The organism is Candidatus Pelagibacter communis (assembly GCF_001179985.1).
GTDB classification, from domain to species: Bacteria; Pseudomonadota; Alphaproteobacteria; order Pelagibacterales; family Pelagibacteraceae; genus Pelagibacter; species Pelagibacter ubique_J.
In genome coordinates, this window is sequence record NZ_CVSI01000005.1 from 1 (window position 1) to 719 (window position 719).

General features: G+C 24.6%; 1 protein-coding gene. It reads right to left on the bottom strand.

The genetic code is table 11. The features are described 5' to 3' along the window. Window positions 1–113: 113 nt before the first annotated feature. Window positions 114–719 (bottom strand): polysaccharide deacetylase family protein (locus AMN80_RS00040; RefSeq protein ID WP_179850256.1); only part of this gene is annotated, 606 nt, incomplete at its 5' end.

Genomic DNA, 719 nt, shown 5'->3' on the forward strand with positions numbered 1-719 from the left:
CAAACAGGGGATGAGTACACCAAAATATTAAAACAGATTATTAATCAAAATTCTTTAAAAGATTTTGATGATGTTAAACTTATGCCTCTAAGTGTTAAATATAAAAACTTAATTTAATTTATTTCAACTGAGATTTGAATACCCAACCATCTCCAAATATCATCATCTTTAATCGAGCAATTTACTCTACCTCTTCTAAATATAAATTTTTCCCTAAAGTCTATTTTGAGGGTATTTTTTTCAAATTTCATGATTGAATTTCTCCACTCGTTACCTTCATTTGAAAAACAATTAATATTTTTAATATTTTTTTGTTCTTCAAAAAAATCTATTTCTATAGTTGGTGGGTTCTCGTTGCTATTTATATATTTATCTTGTGGTATTAAATTTTTATATGGAATTGGAAACAATTTGATAATAAACTCAAATCTATCTAAATCGCCATATTTTTCGTTTATTGGAAATCTAGGAAGTTCAAAAGGATTTTTAGTTAAATCTATAACCCCAGAATGCTGACCAAAGCCATATTTAAAATTATTTTTTATAAATTGAGTTTGTTCTAAATTGTATTCTCCAAATGGATAAGAAAAATATATTGGATTATAACCTAATTTTTCTCTAAATATTCTAATAGAATTTTTTATATCTTTCGTAAATTCAAGATGAGAAAAATCTAATAAATATTCATGCGTATGCGAATGATTGCCTATATATGCAAA